15 protein-coding genes and 2 pseudogenes are annotated in these 17,880 nt (G+C 39.2%); 7 read left to right on the top strand and 10 right to left on the bottom strand.

Going from position 1 to position 17,880, the window contains the following annotated elements:
* The 4 genes and pseudogenes from HMPREF2837_RS10650 to HMPREF2837_RS03805 form a co-directional block, all read right to left on the bottom strand.
* A pseudogene (locus HMPREF2837_RS10650) lies at positions 1–1,340 on the bottom strand (IS3 family transposase); the annotation flags it as partial.
* A 283-nt stretch (positions 1,341–1,623) separates the two neighbouring features.
* On the bottom strand, positions 1,624–2,220 hold the full coding sequence (locus HMPREF2837_RS03815) for a CPBP family intramembrane glutamic endopeptidase (protein WP_049549073.1): 597 nt from the start codon (positions 2,218–2,220) through the stop codon (positions 1,624–1,626).
* A gap of 111 nt (positions 2,221–2,331) precedes the next feature.
* Positions 2,332–3,231, bottom strand: coding sequence for a zinc metalloprotease HtpX (gene htpX, locus HMPREF2837_RS03810; protein WP_049549072.1), 900 nt, complete (start codon positions 3,229–3,231; stop codon positions 2,332–2,334).
* A gap of 1 nt (position 3,232) precedes the next feature.
* Positions 3,233–3,793, bottom strand: coding sequence for a LemA family protein (locus HMPREF2837_RS03805; protein ID WP_049549071.1), 561 nt, complete (start codon positions 3,791–3,793; stop codon positions 3,233–3,235).
* Positions 3,794–3,887: 94 nt separating this feature from the next.
* Between HMPREF2837_RS03805 and rsmG the strand changes: the two genes are divergently transcribed.
* A complete protein-coding gene (gene rsmG / locus HMPREF2837_RS03800) occupies positions 3,888–4,601 on the top strand; it encodes a 16S rRNA (guanine(527)-N(7))-methyltransferase RsmG (protein WP_049549070.1) in 714 nt (237 codons plus the stop codon).
* Positions 4,602–5,010: 409 nt separating this feature from the next.
* Positions 5,011–6,294 (top strand): uracil-xanthine permease family protein, encoded by a 1,284-nt coding sequence (locus HMPREF2837_RS03795; RefSeq protein WP_049548189.1) that lies wholly within the window; start codon positions 5,011–5,013, stop codon positions 6,292–6,294.
* 110 nt (positions 6,295–6,404) lie between these two features.
* Here the strand turns inward: HMPREF2837_RS03795 and HMPREF2837_RS03790 are convergent.
* The 6 genes and pseudogenes from HMPREF2837_RS03790 to HMPREF2837_RS03765 form a co-directional block, all read right to left on the bottom strand.
* A pseudogene (locus HMPREF2837_RS03790) lies at positions 6,405–7,137 on the bottom strand (CPBP family intramembrane glutamate endopeptidase).
* Positions 7,138–7,172: 35 nt separating this feature from the next.
* Positions 7,173–8,084 carry a DMT family transporter gene (locus HMPREF2837_RS03785; protein WP_049548188.1) on the bottom strand — a complete coding sequence of 304 codons (912 nt, stop codon included), beginning with the start codon at positions 8,082–8,084 and terminating at the stop codon, positions 7,173–7,175.
* 9 nt (positions 8,085–8,093) lie between these two features.
* Entirely contained in the window at positions 8,094–9,026 is a 933-nt protein-coding gene (locus HMPREF2837_RS03780; RefSeq protein ID WP_049548187.1) for a serine hydrolase domain-containing protein, read from the bottom strand.
* Positions 9,023–9,748, bottom strand: coding sequence for a CppA N-terminal domain-containing protein (locus tag HMPREF2837_RS03775; protein WP_049548186.1), 726 nt, complete (start codon positions 9,746–9,748; stop codon positions 9,023–9,025). The genes HMPREF2837_RS03780 and HMPREF2837_RS03775 overlap by 4 nt, the downstream gene beginning before the upstream one ends.
* Positions 9,749–9,897: 149 nt before the next feature.
* Entirely contained in the window at positions 9,898–10,716 is an 819-nt protein-coding gene (locus HMPREF2837_RS03770) for an endonuclease/exonuclease/phosphatase family protein (protein WP_049548185.1), read from the bottom strand.
* A 51-nt stretch (positions 10,717–10,767) separates the two neighbouring features.
* Positions 10,768–12,954 carry a PTS transporter subunit IIBC gene (locus HMPREF2837_RS03765; RefSeq protein WP_148131806.1) on the bottom strand — a complete coding sequence of 729 codons (2,187 nt, stop codon included), beginning with the start codon at positions 12,952–12,954 and terminating at the stop codon, positions 10,768–10,770.
* A gap of 201 nt (positions 12,955–13,155) precedes the next feature.
* Here HMPREF2837_RS03765 and HMPREF2837_RS03760 point away from each other — a divergent pair, with 201 nt between their 5' ends.
* From HMPREF2837_RS03760 to HMPREF2837_RS03740, 5 genes are read left to right on the top strand one after another with little or no spacing between them, the layout of a single operon-like run.
* Entirely contained in the window at positions 13,156–14,103 is a 948-nt protein-coding gene (locus HMPREF2837_RS03760) for a tRNA modification radical SAM protein MnmL/YtqA (protein WP_075230663.1), read from the top strand.
* Positions 14,087–14,644 (top strand): tRNA 5-(aminomethyl)-2-thiouridylate-methyltransferase MnmM, encoded by a 558-nt coding sequence (locus HMPREF2837_RS03755; RefSeq protein WP_075230662.1) that lies wholly within the window; start codon positions 14,087–14,089, stop codon positions 14,642–14,644. Before HMPREF2837_RS03760 ends, HMPREF2837_RS03755 begins: the two co-directional genes overlap by 17 nt.
* Positions 14,637–14,891 (top strand): hypothetical protein, encoded by a 255-nt coding sequence (locus HMPREF2837_RS03750; protein WP_049548182.1) that lies wholly within the window; start codon positions 14,637–14,639, stop codon positions 14,889–14,891. The genes HMPREF2837_RS03755 and HMPREF2837_RS03750 overlap by 8 nt, the downstream gene beginning before the upstream one ends.
* An 11-nt stretch (positions 14,892–14,902) precedes the next feature.
* Positions 14,903–16,957, top strand: coding sequence for a cation:proton antiporter (locus HMPREF2837_RS03745; protein ID WP_075230661.1), 2,055 nt, complete (start codon positions 14,903–14,905; stop codon positions 16,955–16,957).
* A 31-nt stretch (positions 16,958–16,988) separates the two neighbouring features.
* The gene (locus HMPREF2837_RS03740; protein WP_075230660.1) at positions 16,989–17,852 is read left to right on the top strand and encodes a YihY/virulence factor BrkB family protein; all 864 of its coding nucleotides are present in this window, start codon (positions 16,989–16,991) and stop codon (positions 17,850–17,852) included.
* Positions 17,853–17,880: the final 28 nt, after the last annotated feature.

The following is a 17,880-nucleotide window of genomic DNA, read 5'->3' as shown; positions in this document are numbered from 1 at the left end:
GGAGATTTCCTCACTACTAATCTTAGTATGTTTTAGTTTTACCTTAATTCGTTTATTGTTGTAGTAATCAATGTAGTCCACAATAGCTTGTTCCAATTGATTAAGTGATTTAAACGTCTTCTCGTAACCATAAAACATTTCCGCTTTCAAAATGCCAAAGAAAGATTCCATCATGCCGTTGTCTGGGCTGTTGCCTTTACGTGACATAGATGGCTGAATTCCCTTACTCTCTAAAAACCTGTGATAAAAATCGTGTTGATATTGCCATCCTTGATCACTATGGAGAATAGTATTTGTGTAATGTTCCTCACTGAAGGCCTGGTTTAACATAGCTTTCACTTGTTCTAAGTTTGGTGAAGTTGAAAGATTATAGGCGATAATTTCGCTATTAAAGCCATCTAAAACTGGTGATAAGTAAAGCTTTTGAATACTTGCTGGAATGGCAAATTCTGTCACATCTGTGTAGCACTTTTCCATTGGTTTGGCTGCTTCAAATTGGCGTTGAATAAGGTTATCTGCTTTCTTGCCAACGTCTCCTTTATGAGAAGAATATTTCCGTTTATGACGAATTCGAGCACTTAAACCAAGGATTTTCATCAGACGTTGGACCTTCTTATGGTTTACTATATGACCACGATTCCTCAATTCAAGAGTTATTCGGCGATAGCCATAATTTCCTATGTGCTCAGTAAAAATAGCTTGAATTTCAGCTTTAAGATCTTTATCTTTGTCAAGCCCATCTAGTTCCTTCAACTGATAGTAGTAAGTTGAGCGAGGTAAACGAGCCACTTCAAGAAGTAAATCTAGTCGAAATCCTTCTGAAGCCATTTCTCTAATTGTCTCTGCCTTTCTCGCTGTATGGCTTCGTCCCTGTCTTCCGGCTCTTTTAACTTTTTTAAGTAATCCACCTCGGTACGTAAGAGTTCATTCTCCTCTTGGAGTCGCTCTAGTTCTGTCATTTCTTCCCAAGTTTTCTTACGTTTACGTCCCATTTTAGGTACTCTCCCTCTTGTTTTCTCAACAATAGTATACCCGTTTTTCTTGTATTGTGCTAGCCAATTAAGAAGTATCGTACGACTTGGGAGTCCGTATTCAAGAGAAACTCTATCTTTAGTTCAGCCTTCATGTAAGACTTTATTAATCATTTCTTGTTTTAAATCAGGAGAATAGTAACGATTTTTTCCTTTTTTGACGAACTCTATTCCGTAACGATCAATCAATTTAATCATGTACCTAATATTAGAATTGTTTATCCCAAATTTATTTGAAAGCTTCTCTAAGCTATATCCTTGTTTTCTAAGTTCATAGATCTGAACTTTATCATCATAAGTTAATTTCATAATAAAAATACCCCAAAAGTTAGATTTTTTCTGTCTAACTTTTGGGGTTCAGTTCAATATGATGCGTTTTTTGATTTTAAAGACTTTTTGCCCAGACTCGTTGAATGTGCTCAATTTGTTCTGAGTTTAAGTGTTTAGGATAGAAGAGTTTTTCAGGAGCCTTGCTATAGAAGGTTCTGCTACATACTCTACAAGCCAGCTCATGACTGACTATTATTTCGGTTGTATAAGATAAAAATAGTTTTTACCTATGTTTAAAACTCAAAGCATTCTAATTTGGAGATTATATCAAATACATAAAGCAAAATGCAACTAGATTATTGAGGAAATGTAAAAGAATAGAATTCCAAAGATTGTCAGAAGTCTTATACCTTATACCAAATGCCAACCCCATACCTAAATAGGTGATAAAACTAGGAATCGTATAGGGGCCATGTAGATAAGCAAAGAGAACCGATGTGGCAACCAAGCCAATATATGTATTCTTAAATACTGTCCCTTGTAACAGTCCTCGCATAAAAATTTCTTCCGTTACTGGTGCTAAAATACAGAGATCTAGAAAGAGCACAGGCAATGAAAGTGATAAACTTTGAATTGATTGAGTAGTGTCTGATTGGGTAGGTCCTAAAAAATTGACCAACATATAAAATAAGAAAAGCAAGGCGTAGGAGAGAAGCCACTTCAACATATCTTTTAGGCTGATTTTTCGAATGTGAAACAGGTCATACTTTCTTCCTACATAAAAAAATATTGCAAGCTCAACAAATGTAAAAATGATTGAGAGGGCTAATGAATTTGTCCTCATGACTTTGTCAGCTATACTCAAATGTATTGGAATGAAAATCAAAATCAAGAAAAAGGTCATCCAACGCTTATACATGATCCACCTCACTAGTATTTAATTACATATATTATACTACTTTTTTGTGATAGGACAAGTCACAAGTGAGGTGATTGATGCAAACATCCAGAGGAAAATCTCTGGATGTTTTTACATATGTTTCAAACGCTCAATCCGTTCTGAGATTGGCGGATGAGTATAGAAGAGTTTTTGCAAGCCACCTCGTTTTTGAGGATCGTTGATGTAAAGTGCACTGCTAGCATCATCCACATGATGACTCATAGGCTGACTATGGTCCAGCTTACGAAGGGCATTGATCATACCTTGAGGATTACGAGTCAACTCTACACTGGAAGCATCTGCTAAAAATTCTCGCTGACGAGAGATGGCTAGTTGTACCAAGGTTGCTGCTAGGGGAGCCAAAATAATTGCTAGAAGAGAAACAACTAGCATAATAATTTCAAGTCCACCACTATCTCGGTCATCACTTCTACGACCACGGCCTGCACCACCCCACCACATCATACGACCTGCCATACTAGAAAGCATGGTGATAGCACTAGCAAGGGCAACCGCGATCGTAGAAATACGAATATCATAGTTACGAATGTGACTGACTTCATGACCAATAACCGCCTCTAACTCTTCACGATTCATAATTGCAAGGAGTCCTGACGTTGCTGCTACCGCTGCATTTTGGGGATTTGAACCCGTAGCAAAGGCATTTAAGCTGGCATCATCGATGATGAAGACACGTGGCATAGGGATTTGCGCCACCATAGCCATATCTTCCACGACATGATAGAGAGTTGGTGCTGTCTGCTCATTTACCTCACGCGCACCATTCATGGACATGACAATCTCTGTTGATTGAAAAATCATGGACAAGGCATAGATAAAGCCGATAATCAGAGCGATAACTAAGCCACCAAGACCAGACCGCATAAAGAGGTAACCAATTGCATAGCCAACAAGAGCTAAAAGTAGGAAAAATACCAGCAACAAAATCCAAGTTCTTCGCTTATTACTCGCGATTTGATCATACAACATCCTAGTCACCTAAACCACTAAAATCAACCTTTGGTACTGCCTTTTCTTCTTCAGGTGTTTGAAGGAAATCAGCCACTTTAAAACCAAAGAGTCCAGCAACTAGGTTGCTTGGGAATGTTTCTAATTTAACATTATAGTTGCTAACAACACTATTGTAGAGTTGGCGAGAGTAAGAGATTTTATTTTCAGTATTGGTCAACTCCTCTTGCAACTGTGCAAAGTTGCCACTCGCTTTTAGGTCTGGATAATTTTCTGCAACTGCAAAGATTCCTGAAACCTGACGTGTAAGAGCATCACTAGCCTTCATAGCTTCTGCTGGTGAAGTTGCTGCTGCTACTTGATTACGAAGTTCTGCAACTTTTTCAAGCGTTGAACCTTCATACTTTGCATATCCTTTCACGGTCTCAATCAAGTTTGGCAAGAGATCGTTACGACGTTTCAACTGAACATCAATCTGACTCCATGCCTCTTTAGTTTGCATGCGATTTTTAACCAATCCATTATAGGTAATAATCACAAAGATACCAATAAGAGCAAGAACTCCAAGAATAATCCAATTCATCTGATATCTCCTTTCTGTTTTTAGATTAGTACCAGTATATCAAATTTCTATCTTTTTGTGGTAAAATAAGATGACACTAAAGAAGGAAACTACTATGAAACCAGAAACTTTTTACACATTACTTGCTGAACAAAATATTATTCTTTCTGACCAGCAAAAAGTTCAATTTGAGCGTTATTTTGAACTTTTGGTCGAATGGAATGAAAAGATCAACCTGACTGCTATTACTGAAAAGGAAGAAGTCTATCTCAAACACTTCTATGATTCCATCGCTCCTATTTTACAGGGATTGATTGAAAACCAGCCTATTAAACTCTTAGACATTGGTGCTGGAGCAGGTTTTCCTAGCCTCCCTATGAAGATTCTCTATCCTCAGCTAGATGTAACCATTATTGATTCCCTCAATAAACGAATTAACTTTCTGAATCTATTAGCCCAAGAACTAGGGTTAGAAAATGTTCACTTCTATCACGGACGTGCCGAAGACTTCGCCCAAGGTAAGAACTTCCGTGCTCAGTTTGATATCGTTACAGCTCGTGCTGTTGCCCGTATGCAGGTCTTGTCCGAGTTGACTATTCCCTACTTAAAAGTCGGTGGAAAATTGCTAGCACTTAAGGCTAGCAATGCCCCAGAGGAATTAACTGAGGCTAAAAATGCCCTTAACCTTCTCTTTAGTAAGGTTGAAGATAATCTCAGTTACACACTCCCTAACGGAGACCCTCGCTACATTACTATTGTCGAGAAGAAAAAAGAAACTCCAAATAAATACCCAAGAAAGGCTGGCATGCCTAACAAACGTCCGCTTTAGAAAGATTAAAAATCTGCAAACTCACACCTCACTTTCTTATTTCTTAGCTCGGAAAAAAATGATTTACAAAATCATACCTCGCTTTCTTATTTCAAAGCTTGGGAAAAAATGATTTACAAAATCATGCCTCGCTCTCTCATTTCATGGCTCGGGAAAAAATGATTTACAAAATCAAACCTCGCTTTCTTATTTCAAGGCTCGGGAAAAAATGATTTACAAAATCATTTTTTTCTGCTATACTATCCTAAGCAAAGGTTTTTAATGTCATCCCGTGAGGTGACGAAGGCGCAGATCTATATAAAACTCTTTAAAACTTGATGAAGGAGTCTTGTTTTAGAGAGGTCTTACTCTGGGAGCCTATTGCTATAAAATAATGGGCTCTTTTTTGATGCCCAAAAGTGAGGTTAATATGAAACAGGAATCAACTGTTGATTTGTTATTAGACGTTGACCAACGTCCTTCAGCTGGAAAGGGAATTCTTCTTAGCTTCCAGCACGTATTTGCCATGTTTGGTGCAACCATCTTGGTACCTTTGATCTTGGGAATGCCCGTATCGGTTGCCCTTTTTGCATCAGGTGTAGGAACACTCATTTACATGATCTCTACTGGCTTTAAAGTTCCAGTTTATCTTGGTTCTTCTTTTGCCTTTATCACAGCTATGTCACTTGCCATGAAAGAAATGGGTGGCGATGTATCTGCTGCTCAGACAGGGGTTATCCTGACTGGTTTTGTTTATGTCCTTGTTGCTGCAAGTGTTCGCTTTGCAGGTACAAAATGGATCGACAAACTCTTACCTCCAATCATTATCGGTCCTATGATCATCGTTATCGGTCTTGGACTTGCAGGTTCAGCTGTTACAAACGCTGGTCTTGTAGCGGATGGAAATTGGAAAAATGCTCTTGTAGCGGTTGTCACCTTCCTCATTGCTGCCTTTATCAATACAAAAGGAAAAGGATTCCTACGAATCATCCCATTCCTTTTTGCCATTATCGGTGGTTACCTCTTTGCCCTAGCACTTGGATTGGTTGACTTCACTCCTGTTCTTGAAGCTAACTGGTTTGAAATCCCTGGTTTCTACCTACCATTCAATACAGGTGGTGCCTTCAAACAATACGACCTTTACTTCGGTCCTGAAACAATTGCCATCTTACCAATCGCAATCGTAACGATTTCTGAACATATCGGAGACCATACTGTTTTAGGTCAAATCTGTGGACGCCAATTCTTGAAGGAACCAGGTCTTCACCGTACCCTTCTTGGTGACGGTATCGCAACTTCTGTTTCTGCCTTCCTTGGTGGACCAGCAAATACAACTTACGGTGAAAATACAGGGGTTATCGGAATGACTCGTATCGCTTCTGTCTCAGTTATCCGTAACGCTGCCTTTATCGCAATTGCCCTCAGCTTCCTTGGTAAATTCACTGCCTTGATTTCAACAATTCCAAACGCTGTACTTGGTGGTATGTCTATCCTTCTTTACGGGGTTATCGCAAGTAACGGTTTGAAAGTCTTGATCAAAGAACGTGTTGACTTCGGTCAGATGCGCAACCTTATCATCGCAAGTGCTATGTTGGTGCTTGGACTTGGTGGTGCTATCCTTAAACTTGGTCCAGTTACCCTTTCAGGTACTGCCCTATCAGCTATGACAGGTATCATCCTAAACTTGATCTTGCCATACGAAAACAAAGACTAATCCATATAGAATCAACAAGAGGTCGGGACCGAAATCCCGACCTCTATTTTTATTCACAAGAAGACTTTGATACAGTGACTCATTGGACTGTTGTCAAAAAGTTTGATTTCTTAATTTCCCCAAGCAATCAGAAGATACAAGAGACTGGATCCAAACATATCTGCTAGAGCATGCATGAGAAAAAATGGCAGTAAATTCTTGACTACATACTTGTACAAGAAATAATAAAAGAGACCATAAACAAGCCCAATCACCAAGGCCCAAAGCAATCCTTGATAGGTATGGAAAGAAATCCGTTTAATTACCGAGTAGACTAGAGCCAGCCACTTGTGCTTTTCTTTTACTGAAGTCAGTAAGCCTAAGAATAAAAACCATTTAGTAAAGCATAGCAAATCGCCATCGGCGTTAAAGCCATGAATTTTCGAATGATTTCCATGGGATCAATAAAAGGGATCAACTGAGTATTAAAATAATTGTACTCACCACTAAGGGTTGTTACAATATCACCAAATATCCCAACTACAGCAAAGATAAGGGGTACCCAAATTAAAACAGAGCAGCTCCAGCGTATAGGTCTTGTTTAAAATCATAATTTCGAATCAAGAGATAAAGGAAAGTAATCCCTAACATCATTAATTGAAAAGTAAAATTACTAGAATAAGCTGCCCTATCACTAGCTACATTTGCCCTAGTTCCAGCAAAGTTAGTAAGAGTTGAAGGTGATAAACTTACCATAAATTGTTGGGTAGAACGAATGATAAACTCTCCAAACATTAAAACAGTCACGATAAAAATACCAAACCATTTTAAGGGACTTAAAGACTTAGATGGATGTAAACACAAAAAAACAGTCCTTGTAAAAAGACTGTTCTAGTAAATTACACTGAGTGGTGTTTCTTTTCCAACATTAAATCCTTCAATGAAATGATAGTCACAGCTAATAAAATCATAGCCATTCCAAGAAAGTCAATCGGATAGAAAATATCTCCCATAATCATGAAGGCGAAAAAAACTGCTGAAATAGGCTCAATAGAAGCCAAGAGGCTAGACTTGACTGGGCCAATCATACTAGCTCCCTTGAGGAAGGCTGTGTAGGCAAAGACCGTTCCGATCAAGATGATGCCTAAAAAAGCTAGAATAATATCAAAAGAAAAGGGAATACTAGCTCCAATAATCCCAGTAAAAGGTACTGCTAGTATACCTGAGATGGTCATTCCGACACCAATAACCAAAATGCTCCCCCATTTTTGAATCAATTTTATCGGTAAAATGATATAAAGAGCATAGGTTAGGGCCGAGAACAAGCCCCAGAAGAGACCCGCTGGTGTCATAGAAAGCTGATCCAACTGTCCATGAGTTGCAATGAGAAAGGTACCACCTATAGCTAAAAACATAGAGATGATTTCTGAAAGCGTCGGAGCCACCTTATCCTTGATACAAGTGTAAGCAAGAATTCCAACTGGACAGATATACTGGAGGACTGTCGCTGTCCCAGCATTTGTCTCCTGAATAGCCGATAGATAAGCTAATTGATTCAGAAAAAGACCAAATAAAGAAAATAACAAGAGAGAAAACAGACTTGATTTATCCTTCAGAAAAGCCATAAATTTATCCCTTGATTTAGTATAGGCCAGAAGAACTAAGAGTAATCCAGCGATTATCAAACGGATATTGGTCAGAACGAGAGCAGAAATCCTATGAGCCATCAAGTACTGACCACTGGTGCCAGACAAGCCCCAGGCAATACCTGCAATCACTGTAAAAAGAGTTCCTTTTAGTGCTTTTGACATACTTCCTCCCTAGTCTGCCTCTCTAATCAAGTCCATGACCTGATTACGATCTAATATCCACTGAGCACGCTCATCTTTTTCATAGGTTCGGTTAGATAGAAAAATTGCCGCCTCTTGCTTCTTACGATTCCACATGATAAAGGTCCCAGTATAGCCTGTATGGTCCAACCAGTCACCTTCAAGATTCCAGGCCAATGAGCGTTCTTTATCACTCAAATCTGAAAAATTTTGACTTAAGGATGTGGCAAAATCATCCTGCAAATAATGCTCAAGGAAGATTTTTAAATCATGAACTGTTGAAAACAAACCTGCACTACCTGCATGTTTCCCAAACAAACGAGCTTTGGGATCATGGACCACTCCTGCTTTCTGTCCACGGACCGTTGGAACAGCACTGCTAACTGGGCCAAACTGTGTTTCTTTCATCTTCCACGGATCCAAAACTTGCTCCTGTAAAATCTGGTCTAAATCTTTCTTGAAGTAACTTTCCAAGAGAAAACCCAACAAGAGAAAGTGCACATCCGAGTAAAGAAAGGCTCTCTTCTCACGTCGATTCAAATGAAACATAGCTTTTCTTAGCTGGTCAGCTGAAAGCTGATCCCTATTTGGGATAAAAGGATCTAAATCCGTCCCATGAGTTAGGAGTTGTTGAAGGGTTATGTCTGGATAATCTACCTCTGGAAGATAGTCTCTTATGAAGTTATCTAGCTCAATCTTACCTTCCTTCCACAAGAAAATTAAGACAGTTCCTACTCCAACAACCTTACTCACACTGGCCAAATCATAGACCAAACCCTCACGAGTCTGCTCGCCAATTTCTGGATTTGCTTCTCCTAGATACCAATCAGACCAAGCGCCATCCTGATAATATGCAAAAGAGGCACCAGGATAAATCCCTGCCTCAATTTGTTGCTTTATTTTTTGAATGATTTCTTGTTTCATACTTCTTCAAACCACAATTCGATGTTGTTGGTATCCTTACTTAGGAAAAACTTCTCAGATTTTGGAATAAAGTAACCAGTTTCTTCAAAACGCTGACGCAATTCAGCAAGTTCCAAGTTATCTACTTGAAATTTCAACATGGACAAGTCCCAAGTTACATTATTTTCAACCAGCAAATCACTACCTTTAGCTTGATTAAAAGCTAGTCGGTTTTCGATTTCTTCTTTTTCAAGCAGACTAGCTGTCTTTTCTGGCAAGTTGATTTCTACAGAGATTTCAAAGGCTGTCAAATATCTCATCTTGTCATCTTTTGAAAAAGTGACTTCTTCCTCAACTTTATTCAAATCTTTGATATCATCTTCCGCATGGATAAGGACACAATCTCCTTCCGGAGAAAGAACCTCAAAAGCATAGCCCTTGTTTCCTTTATAGAGGCGAGGATGTTTTTCCATTCTAGCTAGTAAGGCTTCAATTTCAGATGCATTTTCTACCTTTACAAGTAGCCTAGCTAATTTTTTAATCCCTTCAACCTTACGGCTTCTCATACTTGGTGATTCTTCTAAAACTAACTTTTCAATACCTGATTGATCTCCTAGGGATAAGAAGGCTGACTCTTCAAGCAAGGGTTTCATCCCCAAAGTCTCAATATAAAATGATTCATTTAAATTTCTATTATTTACCTTTAGCATCGGGATCATACGCTTTATTTGATTTACAATCATAAATTCCTCCAACACTTTTTATTTTAAAGGATTTTATCTTTTTTTACAAGTTATTCAATAAAAAACTTTAACTATATTAACTCTTTAAATAAATCAACCCCTTCTGCTAGTAGAAGGGGGACTGGTTTGTTTTTACTAAAATACCTTATTTAGTCTTTCCAAGCTAGTTCTGCTTGGAGACCATAATGATCGCTCACCTGTGGACTGTTTTTACCATCAAAGACGACGTGAAGGTTTTCTACCTGCATATCCTTTGTCGTAAAGACATAATCAATTCGAAGTGGTTCGCTGTTCCCCTTCCAACCATCAATTTCAGGCGGAACGGTAAAGCTTCCACTTCTTTCTTTTGCAACTTCATATGCATCTTGTAAGACTAGTGGACTAGCTAGAATGGCTTGATAACCTTCCTGACCAGCAGGATTATTGAAATCACCTGCTAGTAAGAGTGGCTTGTTCAATTCTTCCAGAACCGCTTCAAAGCGCGCCCATTCCTCTTGGAATCCTTTATCCCACCAAGAGAGATGGACACTGGCAACTGCAAGCTCTTTACCTTCAACTACTGTTTCTGCTAAAGCAACTCGACGAGTGTGATAGTCTGTCGGATCATCCACATCTGAAACTAAAATTTCTCTGGCTTCAATAGGTGTTTTAGACAAGATAGCTACACCTTCATGATAGCGATCATAACCGATATGGTTGTAGGCCCAAGTCCAGTAGTAATTTTTCCCATGCTCAGACAACTTCTCTACCAAAAGTCGTACATAGTGGTCTTGATGAATCGGCTCAGCCGATGGTAATGGCTGATAAAGTGGGCCTGTTTCTACTTGCGCTGAAGTGATTTCTTGGTTGATTTCCTGAAAACAAATCAAATCATAACTGTTTTCAAGGATATCTTGAAGTAAAAGTTGAAACTTTTGTTCAGGATCTTTTTCCATCCAACTATGGGTATTGAGTGTTAAAAACTTCATTCTTTTCTCCTATAAACAAGAGGTTGGAATCAGCTTCCAACCTCCTAAATATTACAATTCTACTTTTGCAACTGCTGTTTTAGCAGCAAGAGAACCTGTTTTTTCTAATTTAACTGATTTGATCGCATCACCATTTGTGAAGACAACTACTGTTGAAGTTTCACGTCCTGCTGCACGGATAGCATCCAAGTCAGCTGTGACAAGGAGATCACCTGCTGCAACTTTTTGTCCTTCAGCAACATGAACTGTAAATGGTTTACCTTCAAGACTTACTGTGTCCAAACCAATGTGAACAAGCACTTCAAGACCTGCTTCAGTCACAAGACCAAGAGCGTGTTTAGTTGGGAAGATGCTTGATACAGTACCTGAAACTGGAGATACAATGTTTCCATTTGCTGGTTCCACCGCAAATCCATCACCCATCATTTTTTGAGCAAATACTGGGTCTTTTACTTGTTCCAAGGCAACCACTTGACCGTCAGCAACTGAATAAACTTCTTCAGTTACACCTTTATATACAACAGCATTTTTAGAAGATGATGCCATTTGACTTGGAAGAGTTTCAGGAATCACTTCACCTGAGTCAAGAAGGTCTTGAATATCTGATTTCAAAACATCAGCTTTAGGTCCGTAGATAGCTTGAACCCCTTGTCCTTTCATGACAAGACCCATAGCTCCTTCTGCTTTCCATTGCTCTGCATTTCCTACTTTATCTGCATCTTTAACAGTTACACGAAGACGAGTCATACATGCGTCAACGTCAACGATGTTAGCACGTCCACCAAGAAGGTTGATGATGTTAACAGCTTGAGAAGCTTCTGCAACTTTTGACTCACCAGAAGCAGCAGATTCTGATGAACCTTCAGCAGTTTCGTAGTTTCCGTTACGTCCTGGAGTAGCATAGTTGAATTTTTGAATCATGAAGTTGGCGATGAAGTACATGATAACCGCAAATAGTGCTGTTACCCAGATAAAGTTAATGATATCCATTCCAAGACCCGCATTGATCGCCATTGGTGTACGAGTCAAGAATTCGATAGAACCAAATGAGTGCATACGTAGGTTAACCACGTCAGCCATAGCAAAGGCAGCACCTTGAACTACTGAATAAACAAGATACATAGGTGTTGCAACGAACATGAACATATATTCAATTGGCTCAGTAACACCAGTCAAGAAAGTTGCAAGAGCTGTCGCAATCATCATTCCTTTGTATTGGTGTTTCTTGTCTGCTTCAACATTACGGTAAATAGCAGCAGCCACACCCATCAAGATACCGAATGAACCAATCATTTGTCCAACTTTGAAACGAGCTGGATGAACTGTGTCTAGCAATGTTTGATATTGGCTAGCATCAGTACCTTTAAGGTTAACTAGGTCTGTTACCCATGCAAGCCAAAGTGGGTCTTGACCAAATACTTGAGTACCTTTTGCTGCACCTGTTAAGACATCATAAGTACCACCAAGCGCTGTGTAGTTCATTGGGATAGTCAACATGTGGTGAAGTCCAAATGGCAAGAGCAAGCGTTCCAAAGTACCATACAAGAATGGTGCAAGAATTGGAGCAGTTTCTTGTGAGTTGGCAATCCAGATACCGAAGTTGTTGATACCTGTCTGAATCAATGGCCAGAAAATTGAAAGAAGAATTGCAGCAATTGCTGAACGAAGAATAACTACAAATGGTACAAAACGTTTCCCGTTGAAGAATGAAAGGGCATCAGGAAGTTTACGGAAGTTGTAGTATTTATTAAAAGCAGTCGCTCCAACAAAACCTGAGATAATCCCTACAAATACCCCCATGTTAAGCGCTGGTGCCTCAAGTACGCTAATGAAGTAATCAGAAACCTTGATAGATCCACCAAAAATTGTTGAAACCATAGCGTTAGGATCCTTCAACATATCCCCTGATACACCGAAGATTGTTCCAGTGATACGGTTAATCAAGATGAAGGCAAGACCAGCGGCGAAAGCACCACCAGCACGTTCTTTAGCCCAGCTTCCTCCAATAGCAAGGGCAAACAAAATATGAAGGTTACCGATAACTCCCCAACCAATTTGCTCTAGTACGCCACCAGTAATAACTAGGGGAGCAAGGTTTGGGTCAATCATTGCAAGCGTCTTACCGATTGAAATCATCAAACCAGCCGCCGGCATAACAGCGATAACCACCATTAAAGCCTTACCGAATTTCTGCCAAAATTCGAAAGACAAGACATTTTTGAATGTATCTTTCATCATTCAAATCTCCTTTATATTTATTCGGCAAACGTTTTACGAAAACGTTTGCGCGTGTTTATGTTTTAATTTTACCACTTTTTATTTTTTTGTAAAGGCTTTTATAAAAAAAATTTGATTTTTTCTTTCGTTTCACTTTCTAGGCATGCTCTCTCTTGCTGACCTTTTTTGAGTTTGTCGGTCTTTTCTGATATAATATTAGCTATGAAATCCTATAATACTTTGAATGATTATTATCGAAACTTATTTGGAGAAAAAACCTTTAAAGTTCCTATTGATGCTGGATTTGATTGTCCAAACCGAGATGGGACTGTGGCACATGGAGGCTGTACTTTTTGCACAGTTTCTGGTTCTGGAGATGCAATCGTTGCACCTGATGCTCCTATCCGTGAGCAATTCTATAAAGAAATTGACTTTATGCATCGTAAGTGGCCTGAAGTTAAAAAATATTTGGTTTACTTCCAAAATTTTACCAATACACATGAAAAACTTGAAGTGATTCGAGAACGCTATGAACAAGCTATCAATGAACCTGGTGTTGCCGGCATCAATATCGGTACTCGTCCAGACTGTCTACCCGATGAGACTATCGAATACTTGGCAGAATTATCAGAGCGAATGCATGTTACCGTAGAGTTAGGCTTACAAACAACATATGAAGCTACTTCTGAATTGATTAACCGTGCCCACTCCTATGAACTCTATGTGGAGACAGTTAAACGCTTGAGAAAATATCCCAAGATTGAAATTGTTGCCCATTTGATTAATGGCTTGCCAGGGGAAACTCATGACATGATGGTGGAAAATGTTCGTCGCTGTGTGACGGATAATGATATTCAAGGGATTAAACTTCACCTACTTCACCTCATGACCAATACTCGGATGCAACGTGATTATCATGAAGGTCGTTTGCAGCTCATGAGTCAGGATGAATATGTCAAGGTCATCTGTGATCAGCTAGAAATCATTCCCAAGCATATCGTTATCCATCGGATTACGGGTGATGCGCCTAGGGATATGCTGATTGGTCCTATGTGGAGTCTCAATAAATGGGAAGTTCTAAATAGCATTGAGGCTGAAATGAGACGTCGAGGTAGTGTTCAAGGATGCAAGGCTGTAAAACAGGAGTTTATGAATGAAAAGACCACTTGAAATGGCGCATGATTTTCTTGCCCAAGTCATCACCCAAGAGGATATTGTAATTGATGCGACCATGGGAAATGGTCATGATACCCTTTTTCTAGCTAAGTTAGCTAAACAAGTCTACGCTTTTGATATACAGGAACAAGCTCTGGAAAAGACAAGTCAACGTCTAGAAGAAGCTGGCTTGACCAATGTTGAATTACTTCTACAAGGTCATGAAACCGTAGATCAATTTGTAAAGGAAGTTAAGGTAGCCATCTTTAATCTTGGTTATCTTCCTTCTGCTGATAAAAGTATTATCACCCAACCTCAAACAACCCTTAAGGCACTGGATAAACTTTGCCATATGCTGGTTAAGGGTGGACGAATAGCCATCATGATTTATTACGGGCATGAAGGCGGAGATATAGAACGAGATGCAGTCATGGATTTTGTCAGTCAGTTACCGCAACAAGAATACACTGCCACTATCTATCGCACTCTCAACCAAATCAACAATCCACCGTTTTTGGTCATGATTGAAAAATTAGAAAGGTATCGACATGGATAAACAGTACCTAAAAGATAAAATAGAAGCCATGCGTCACAACTTTGTTGAATCTACTCAACACGAACGTGCAGTCGGGATTCTAGACGAAGCTCGCATGAGCAAGAAAATGTTGAAAATCAAGAAAAAACTGATTACTCTTGAAATGGAGCGTTGTCAGAAAAAAATCGAACATAAGGACTGCTCAAAGATTGATCAAAAAATTCAAGAACAAAAGGAACTTTTTGAAGTCTGTCGTAACCAAAAATAGGGAGGTGGAAAATGAATTTACTTTTTTATCTCTTGGTATTTTTACTAGTTCTCATCGTTTCTAGTACGACCAATAAGCTGCTTCCCTTTTTACCCATGCCCCTGATTCAAATTTTGTTAGGAATTGGAATTGGGCTTTGCTTACCCAACAATCAATATCACTTAGATACTGAGTTGTTTCTGGCTTTAGTTATCGGGCCGCTACTCTTTCGCGAGGCTCAAGAAGCAGACATTACTTCTATCCTAAAACACTGGCGGATTGTCCTCTACTTGATTTTTCCAGTTATCTTTATCTCAGCCTTGAGCATGGGGGGAGTCGCTCATGTCCTTTGGGCTAGCCTTCCATTAGCCGCCTGCGTAGCAGTTGGTGCTGCTTTAGGGCCTACTGACCTAGTCGCCTTCGCATCCCTTTCGGAACGCTTCACCTTCCCAAAGCGGGTTTCTAATATCCTAAAAGGGGAAGGACTTCTGAATGATGCTTCTGGTCTAGTAGCCTTTCGTGTAGCTCTCATTGCTTGGACAACTGGGACCTTTTCAATCGCTCAAGCAGGCATTTCCCTAGCTATTTCCATCGTTGGAGGTTTTGCAGTTGGCCTTATAACCGCCTTCATAAATCGCTCCCTCCACTCTTTCCTCCTCAGCGTACGAGCTACTGATATCGCCAGTGAACTCTTGCTGGATCTCAGTTTACCACTTTTAACATTCTTCATAGCTGAAGAGATTCATGTTTCTGGAATTATTGCGGTCGTTGTCGCTGGTATTTTAAAAGCTAGTCGTTTCAAGAAAATAAATCTGCTCGAAGCCCAAGTTGATACTGTTACAGAGACTGTATGGCACACAGTAACCTTTATGCTTAATGGTTCTGTCTTTGTTATTTTGGGAATGGAACTGGAGATGATTGCGGAGCCAATTCTTAAGAATGCTTTTTATAACAATGTACTCCTTCTCATCACTATCTTCCACTTAACCTTCCTACTTTTTGCTATCCGATTTGTCATGATCTATGGATTTTACGCTTTTCGGATTAAGAAGCTTCATAAAAGTTTAGACAAGTACGTCAAAGACATGCTCCTTCTGACTTTTTCAGGAGTTAAGGGTACAGTTTCCATTGCAACCATCCTCTTGATACCGTCTAACTTAGAGCAAGAATACCCGCTTCTCCTCTTCCTCGTAGCTGGTGTAACTCTTGTAAGTTTCCTTACTGGATTATTGGTCTTGCCACACCTTTCTGAAGAGCAAGAACCATCTAAGGATCATCTCATGCACATCGCTATCCTAAACGATGTTGCCATGGAGTTAGAGAAAGATTTGGAACATACTAAAAACAAGGTTCCCCTCTATGCTGCTATCGATAATTATCACGGACGGATTGAAAATCTCATCCTCAGCCAAGAAAACAAAGAAATCCAAGAAGACTGGGAAGCTCTTAAACTCTTGATTCTCAGTATCGAGAACGATGGTTTGGAACAGGCCTATGAAGAAGGCAAAATCGGTGAAAGAGGTTATCGTGTTTATCAACGGTACTTGAAAAGCATGGAGAACAATATTAAGCGAAACTTTGCTTCTCGCCTAACCTACTACTTCCTTGTTTCTATCCGGATTGTGCGTTTTCTCCTTCATGAATTGCTCACATTTGGAAAAACCTTCCGTTCTTGGAGAGACAAAGGAAATCAAAGACTACTAGCCATCGATTATGATCAGATTGCAGAGCTCTACCTAGCCAACACTGAAATCATCATCGAAAGTTTGGAAAACCTGAAAGGGATTTATAAGAGTTCCTTGATTAGCTTTATGCAGGAATCACGTCTCCGTGAAACCAGTCATATTACCAGTGGTGCCTTTGTGGAACGGGTTATCAATCGTATCAAACCCAATAACATTGATGAAATGTTGAGAGGCTACTATCTAGAACGTAAGTCTATCTTTGAATACGAAAAACAAAAACTCATCTCAGCCCAGTATGCCAAAAAATTACGACAAAATGTAAACAACCTAGAAACCTATTCTCTAAAAGAAGCAGCCAACACACTACCTTATGATATGATGGAATTAGTTCGCAGAAATTAAGATTTAGGTTATTATTGTGGAGGATTATGCAATGAAAAAGTTGTGGAAACAACTAACCAATAGGCCTTTATTGAAAGCTTTTTTGCACTACTATCGTGTTTCAGATATTGAATTAACCAGTGTAGCCGTGGCCTATTATTGGTTGATTTCAATCTTCCCCTTACTTATGATAGCTGTCAATATCTTGCCTTATTTTCAAATTCCAATCTCTGATTTCTTGATCACACTAAAGGAATTTTTACCAGATACGATCTATGATGTAGTAGCAAAGATTGCTCGAGAAGTACTGACTCAACCATCTGCTGGTCTCTTGAGCTTTGCAGTTATCTCAGCCCTTTGGACCTTCTCAAAATCCATGAATTTCCTCCAAAAATCTTTTAATAAAGCTTATGGAATCGCTAAAAACAGAGGGCTTATTTCCCATCAACTGATGAGTCTCCTGGTTAGTTTAGGATTACAGATTCTCTTTGCACTTGCTCTATTCCTAAGTATGTTTGGTCATATGTTATTGGATCTGTTAAAAAACTACTGGAAATCCGAAAGTTCTCTATTTGCATATTTACAGGATTTTACAGGACCGCTGATTTATGCCTTTCTTTTTGCGATCTTGATCATGCTCTATTATTTCCTTCCGAATGTGAAAGTCGGTCATATTCGTTACGTGCTTCCTGGAAGTCTATTCGTACTTCTTACTCTTATATCTCTATTAACAATCTTTTCAGCTTATTTCAACAATTATGTTAACTATCTAGTCGACGTTCGATTTTTTAGTTCCATCATCGTTGTTATCATGATGTTCTGGTTTATAATTATTGCCAAGATATTAATTATCGGTGCTGTGATCAATGCCAGTGTTCAAAGTTTGAAGGATCCAGACTTTAAAGCAAAGCAATAATTTTTTATCGATTAATACTCAATGAAGA

This window comes from Streptococcus sp. HMSC071D03, assembly GCF_001812125.1.
Lineage (GTDB): Bacteria > Bacillota > Bacilli > Lactobacillales > Streptococcaceae > Streptococcus > Streptococcus pseudopneumoniae_N.
Note: the sequence above shows the minus strand (reverse complement) of the source record. Positions and strands in the feature narration are given on the sequence as shown.

What these genes read in the sequence shown, in the direction of transcription:
- HMPREF2837_RS03795 (WP_049548189.1), top strand. Translation starts at nt 5,011, where the DNA reads ATGAAACAGGAATCAACTGTTGATTTGTTATTAGACGTTGACCAACGT.
- HMPREF2837_RS03750 (WP_049548182.1), top strand. Translation starts at nt 14,637, where the DNA reads ATGGATAAACAGTACCTAAAAGATAAAATAGAAGCCATGCGTCACAAC.
- HMPREF2837_RS03785 (WP_049548188.1), bottom strand. Translation starts at nt 8,084, where the DNA reads ATGTCAAAAGCACTAAAAGGAACTCTTTTTACAGTGATTGCAGGTATT.
- HMPREF2837_RS03755 (WP_075230662.1), top strand. Translation starts at nt 14,087, where the DNA reads ATGAAAAGACCACTTGAAATGGCGCATGATTTTCTTGCCCAAGTCATC.
- HMPREF2837_RS03770 (WP_049548185.1), bottom strand. Translation starts at nt 10,716, where the DNA reads ATGAAGTTTTTAACACTCAATACCCATAGTTGGATGGAAAAAGATCCT.
- HMPREF2837_RS03740 (WP_075230660.1), top strand. Translation starts at nt 16,989, where the DNA reads ATGAAAAAGTTGTGGAAACAACTAACCAATAGGCCTTTATTGAAAGCT.
- HMPREF2837_RS03745 (WP_075230661.1), top strand. Translation starts at nt 14,903, where the DNA reads ATGAATTTACTTTTTTATCTCTTGGTATTTTTACTAGTTCTCATCGTT.
- htpX (WP_049549072.1), bottom strand. Translation starts at nt 3,231, where the DNA reads ATGTTGTATGATCAAATCGCGAGTAATAAGCGAAGAACTTGGATTTTG.
- HMPREF2837_RS03805 (WP_049549071.1), bottom strand. Translation starts at nt 3,793, where the DNA reads ATGAATTGGATTATTCTTGGAGTTCTTGCTCTTATTGGTATCTTTGTG.
- HMPREF2837_RS03775 (WP_049548186.1), bottom strand. Translation starts at nt 9,748, where the DNA reads ATGATTGTAAATCAAATAAAGCGTATGATCCCGATGCTAAAGGTAAAT.
- HMPREF2837_RS03780 (WP_049548187.1), bottom strand. Translation starts at nt 9,026, where the DNA reads ATGAAACAAGAAATCATTCAAAAAATAAAGCAACAAATTGAGGCAGGG.
- HMPREF2837_RS03765 (WP_148131806.1), bottom strand. Translation starts at nt 12,954, where the DNA reads ATGATGAAAGATACATTCAAAAATGTCTTGTCTTTCGAATTTTGGCAG.
- HMPREF2837_RS03815 (WP_049549073.1), bottom strand. Translation starts at nt 2,220, where the DNA reads ATGTATAAGCGTTGGATGACCTTTTTCTTGATTTTGATTTTCATTCCA.
- HMPREF2837_RS03760 (WP_075230663.1), top strand. Translation starts at nt 13,156, where the DNA reads ATGAAATCCTATAATACTTTGAATGATTATTATCGAAACTTATTTGGA.
- rsmG (WP_049549070.1), top strand. Translation starts at nt 3,888, where the DNA reads ATGAAACCAGAAACTTTTTACACATTACTTGCTGAACAAAATATTATT.